The sequence below is a fragment of the Lutibacter litoralis genome (genome assembly GCF_014646675.1).
GTDB lineage: Bacteria > Bacteroidota > Bacteroidia > Flavobacteriales > Flavobacteriaceae > Lutibacter > Lutibacter litoralis.
This window is the reverse complement of sequence record NZ_BMNS01000008.1, coordinates 1-4,874: the sequence shown is the minus strand read 5'-3', so window position 1 is coordinate 4,874 and position 4,874 is coordinate 1. Positions and strand designations below refer to the sequence as shown.

The 4,874-nt window shown below is 29.4% G+C and carries 5 protein-coding genes; all 5 read left to right on the top strand.

Annotated features, from left to right (window positions below):
* The first annotated feature begins 726 nt into the window (after window positions 1-726).
* The 5 genes from IEW75_RS15970 (at window position 727) to IEW75_RS12660 (ending at window position 4,783) form a co-directional block, all read left to right on the top strand.
* Complete coding sequence (locus IEW75_RS15970) at window positions 727-1,629, top strand: 30S ribosomal protein THX (RefSeq protein ID WP_134249083.1); 903 nt, start codon at window positions 727-729, stop codon at window positions 1,627-1,629.
* Between the two features lie 34 nt (window positions 1,630-1,663).
* The gene (tcmP, locus tag IEW75_RS12675) at window positions 1,664-2,782 is read left to right on the top strand and encodes a three-Cys-motif partner protein TcmP (protein ID WP_134249082.1); all 1,119 of its coding nucleotides are present in this window, start codon (window positions 1,664-1,666) and stop codon (window positions 2,780-2,782) included.
* An 8-nt stretch (window positions 2,783-2,790) separates the two neighbouring features.
* A complete protein-coding gene (locus IEW75_RS12670; protein ID WP_134249081.1) occupies window positions 2,791-3,516 on the top strand; it encodes a DUF5131 family protein in 726 nt (241 codons plus the stop codon).
* 41 nt (window positions 3,517-3,557) lie between these two features.
* Complete coding sequence (locus tag IEW75_RS12665; RefSeq protein ID WP_134249080.1) at window positions 3,558-3,827, top strand: hypothetical protein; 270 nt, start codon at window positions 3,558-3,560, stop codon at window positions 3,825-3,827.
* Between the two features lie 116 nt (window positions 3,828-3,943).
* Window positions 3,944-4,783: a PD-(D/E)XK nuclease domain-containing protein gene (locus IEW75_RS12660; protein WP_204744228.1), complete on the top strand. Its 840-nt coding sequence runs from the start codon at window positions 3,944-3,946 to the stop codon at window positions 4,781-4,783.
* The last annotated feature ends 91 nt before the right edge of the window (window positions 4,784-4,874 follow it).

Genomic DNA, 4,874 nt, shown 5'->3' with positions numbered 1-4,874 from the left:
AAATTAATAAATGGTGTTAATTTTACACATATTTTATTTATATTAGCTATTGAAAAAATTGCAAAATCAAAAACAAATATAAAACATGCGTTTATCCGGAAAATAGTAACAGTAAACGGTTAATATTATTTGGATATAACAAGTTGCAAAATATAGCGGATTTCCGACGGAAATCCACAATTTTAGTTTAATGAGTTTAAAATATTGATTAACTGTTAAGTCGTCGGATTTTGAAAATTGAATCGGTACGATTTTAAGCACAATTGCGGAGTAAAAAGTTGAAACGGATAAAATCACCAATTAGAAAGGAATTAAGCAATGAAACGGATTGATTTTAGCAAAATAGCGGAGAAATGGGCGGAACGAAATCCTAAAATGATAAATTATAACTAAATCGAAAAACATTTATGATTTTGCCAATTATAACGGAGAAATGACCAGAACGAAATCTTAAAATGATAAATTCTAACTAAATCAAGAAACATTTATGATTTTGCCAATCTTAACGGATTTGAGAATCGAAACGGTACGATTTTTAGCACCAGAATGAAAAGCTACAGTTTTGCAACACCGCGCATAAAAAATTGCTTAATTCAGTAAAATAGAATGGTTCTAAATCAAAAAAATAATATATTTATACAACTGAAAAATTACGATTTCAATAATCGCAACTTTTCATGCTCAAACCCGTTGGCAACAAGCTGAAAAGAAATCAAGGTCAAATTAATGGGCAAAGGTGACAAAAAAACTAAACGCGGAAAAATATTCAAAAATTCTTATGGAAAATTAAGAATGAAAAAGAAAACAGCCAATCGTAAACTTAATTCAAAAAACATAGATTCTCAAGACCAAATTCAAGTTCAGACAATCATAAATAAAAAAACAGGAGAAAAACTAATCAGTATTAAGCAAAAAGATACTTTCGAATTAGTAGACCCAATAAAATTTTACGGAGACTATACTGTCACTTCCCATATGATAAAATCAGGTATCCCAAAAGATGAAATGAATGGGCAAAAAAAACCTTCTAAAAAAAGCAGAGAAGTTTTTATCGAAGGAATGAAATTGTGGAATGAAAAGCTTGCCGAAATTCGAAAAATAAAAATCCCAAAGAATTTGATTGACCTTTTATCTACCGCAAAAAAATCAGAACAAGTTAAATTATTAAAAGGAGTTGTTTTGACGAGTGATTTATTAGCTGCTCTTATATTTGAGGCTTGTGAAAAACACGGATACAAATTAAGTCAATACAAATCTGAAATCACACAAGACCAATTTGACACAAAAAAAATGCCAATAGCTTACGAAGTGAAGGATAATGGAGAGGTCAAAACTTTTGGCAAAACAGAGTTAAGTGATGGTCAATTAAAACAAGCAATCAACCAAAGAAAAATGACTATTTCTAAATTTTTAGAAAAAGATGATATTTTCCATTGTTTCTTTACAAATCAAAATAGTCTCAACGGAGTTGAAACTTGGCTAGACAAAAAACAACCACATTTTCATTATATTTCAAAAAGTTTTGGAATAGAAAAAGAAAAAATACTAAAGGAGTTAAGTTCAAAAAAATATAAATTAGGTAGTCTTCCACATTTAAAAATAACAGACTATGGAAAACAACCTAAATAAAAGCAATTTACCAACACCTGAATCAAGAATTTAAATGAGTGGAAAAAACATACATTCTGAACCATTTGATAATGGAACAATAACTAAACTTGAGATATTTGAGGATTACGCTCAAGCTTGGATACCGACTTTCGTAATGCAACCTCGTTTTGGCGAAATACATATTTTTGATTTTTTTTCTGGCCCAGGTTATGACTCAAATAATATTCCAGGAAGTCCAATTCGGATTTTGAATAAAATCAATGAACAGTTAGGGAATATTTTGCAGAGTAAAACAAAAATTGTTCTGCACCTTAATGAATTTGAACCAAATTTAAAGGCTCAAAAAAAGTTTGAGTTACTCAAAAAAAATTGCGAGGAATTTATACTATTAAATCCCAAATTTAAATATTTTCTTACTGTAAATTATTACAATGAAAATGCTGAAGACTTATTTTTCAAACTGTTACCCACAATTCAAGAATTTCCATCTTTAGTCTATTTAGACCAAAATGGTGTTAAGTTTATTTCTCAAGAATATGTTGATGAATTAGAAAAATTAAATACAACTGATTTTATTTATTTTGTTTCATCATCCTTCTTCAAAAGATATGGTAAGACAGAGGAATTCAAAAAAGCACTAGAAATTGAAATTGAAGAATTAGAAAGTGAAGAATATAGAAATATGCATCGTTTGGTTTTCAATAAAATCAACTCAAGACTTCCAGAAAATTCAGAGTTAAAATTATTTCCATTTTCCATTAAAAAAAATGCCAATATTTATGGAATTATTTTTGGTGCAAAAAACTATGCTGCAGTTGATAAATTTTTAAAAATTGCGTGGAAAAGAAATAACTTAAATGGAGAAGCTGATTTTGATATTGACGAAGACAAAACTAAAATTCAACTCGATATGTTTGAAGGGAAAAAGATGACGAAAATTGAGAAATTTAAAAACGATTTAGAATCAAAATTATTAGAAAATACATCAGTAACCAACAAACAAGTACTTATGTATACTTATGCAAATGGTCATATTCCTCAACACGCAGTTGATTTATTAAAACAAATGAAAAAAGAAGGAAAATTGGACTATGAAGGCAAATCACCATTCCTGAATTATGAAAATGTATTTAGAAAGTATAATATTGTAAACTATAAAATAATTAAATAAATAGTAAAATGGCTCAATCAAGCATAGAATGGACTGAAATGACTTGGAATCCTACAACTGGTTGCACAAAAGTTTCCCAAGGTTGTAAATTCTGTTATGCAGAAATTATGTCTAAACGACTTCAAGCTATGGGAGTTGAAAAATATAAAGACAATTTCAAAGTTCGCACACACGAATCAGCCTTAAAAGTACCTTATACTTGGAAAAAGTCAAAAGTAGTTTTTGTGAATTCTATGAGCGATTTATTTCACGAAGAGATACCTTTAGAATTTATAAAAAAGGTTTTTAAGGTAATGAACGATAATCCGCAACACGTTTTTCAAGTCTTGACCAAAAGAGCGGAAAGACTATTGAAGTTCCACAAAGAATTAAAGTGGAGCCATAATATTTGGATGGGAGTTTCAGTTGAAGAACAAAAAGTAGAAAATAGAATTGACTATTTGAGAAGAACTAATGCAAGAGTGAAATTTTTATCGCTTGAACCATTAATCGGAGCGCTTCCGAATCTGAATTTAGAAAATATAGATTGGGTAATTGTTGGTGGAGAAAGCGGACACAATCCGAGACCAATGGATGCTGATTGGGTAATTGATATTCAAGAGCAATGTGAAAAGGCAGATGTTGCATTTTTCTTTAAACAATGGGGCGGAAAAAACAAAAAGAAAAACGGTAGAATTCTTAACGGCAGAACATACGATGAAATGCCAGAAATTGAATTACAACATAGCGTTTGAAAAAAAGCGAAACATTAATTGAATTAAAAATTCTGCTAATTATGATAAAAAACGAACGTAAATATTTAGAATGGATAGAAAGAAATGGAGTTGGTAAGAATGATTACGTTGCTTCTTCAACAAAATCATATATTTCTTACTTGAATACAGTTTCTAAATTAATTGGTGAAGATATTTCCGAGAAAAATCTTTACAATGAAAGCTGTGTTGTTGAAATAGCAAATAAGTTAAATGGATTGAGAAGTGAAAAATCTATTTCAAATTATAAATCGGCATTAAGACAATACGCTACAATGGTTCAAAACACATAACATAACGCAATAAAGCTAGTTACCAACAAATGGAAATCGACATAAATTTCATACCTAAATCGAGAGAATATTTAAAAAAGTTTATACTCGCGAATTACAAAGATTTTCTTTTGGATATGAATGAATACCGACCGTTAAAAGGGTATGGAGAATTCCCTAATTCCAGCCATATTGTGCAATGTATGCGAGAAATAACCCATATTATAGCAGATGTTTTTGGCGACTTATCAATACCTGAAAAATTTTCGACATCTGAAGACTTAATTTCTCAAGCTAAAAATTTTATTGACCATCTGAAATCTTTTGAAAGTTACTTTACAGAAGCAGTAGAAGATTTAACTTTAAAATCAAAACCAATTCCAGTTCCAATTCCAACAATTGATGGAAATAGAAAAAGAACAATTGAGGTATTTGAAAAATTCGTAAAACTTGCAGAAACTGAATCAAATCAAAGAGAGGGAATTTTAACTAAAATTTACAATCCGACAGATATAGAAAAAATTGAAAACGTCTTAAAACGATTTCATTCAGTTGCAAATCAACTAAAAAACAGAAGAAAGGAAGATGGAATTTCAAGGAAAACGATAATAATAAAAGATGAGTATGATGTTCAAGATTTACTTCACGGATTGCTTAAAATTCATTTTGATGACATCAGAGCAGAAGAATGGAATCCAAGTTATGCTGGAAGTTCTAAAAGAAGTGATTTTTTACTAAAAAAGGAAAAAATTGTTATTGAAGTAAAAAAAACTAGAAATGGTTTAAAGGATAAACAAATTGGTGAGCAGCTTATAATTGACAAAGCAAATTACCGTAAACATTCAGATTGTAAAGTCCTAATTTGTTTCGTTTATGACCCAGAATTACTGATAAAGAATCCAATCGGAATTAAGAATGATTTAAAGGAAGTCAATACTGAATTTACCGCGTTAGTGTATATTCTACCGAATGAATGAAAAAAGCCAGTTGCCAACAAAGAACTGAGCTAAAAAACAAGTTTTTTCTTCATTAATTTTGTTCACTAGTATTCTAAGCTTAAATTTTTGT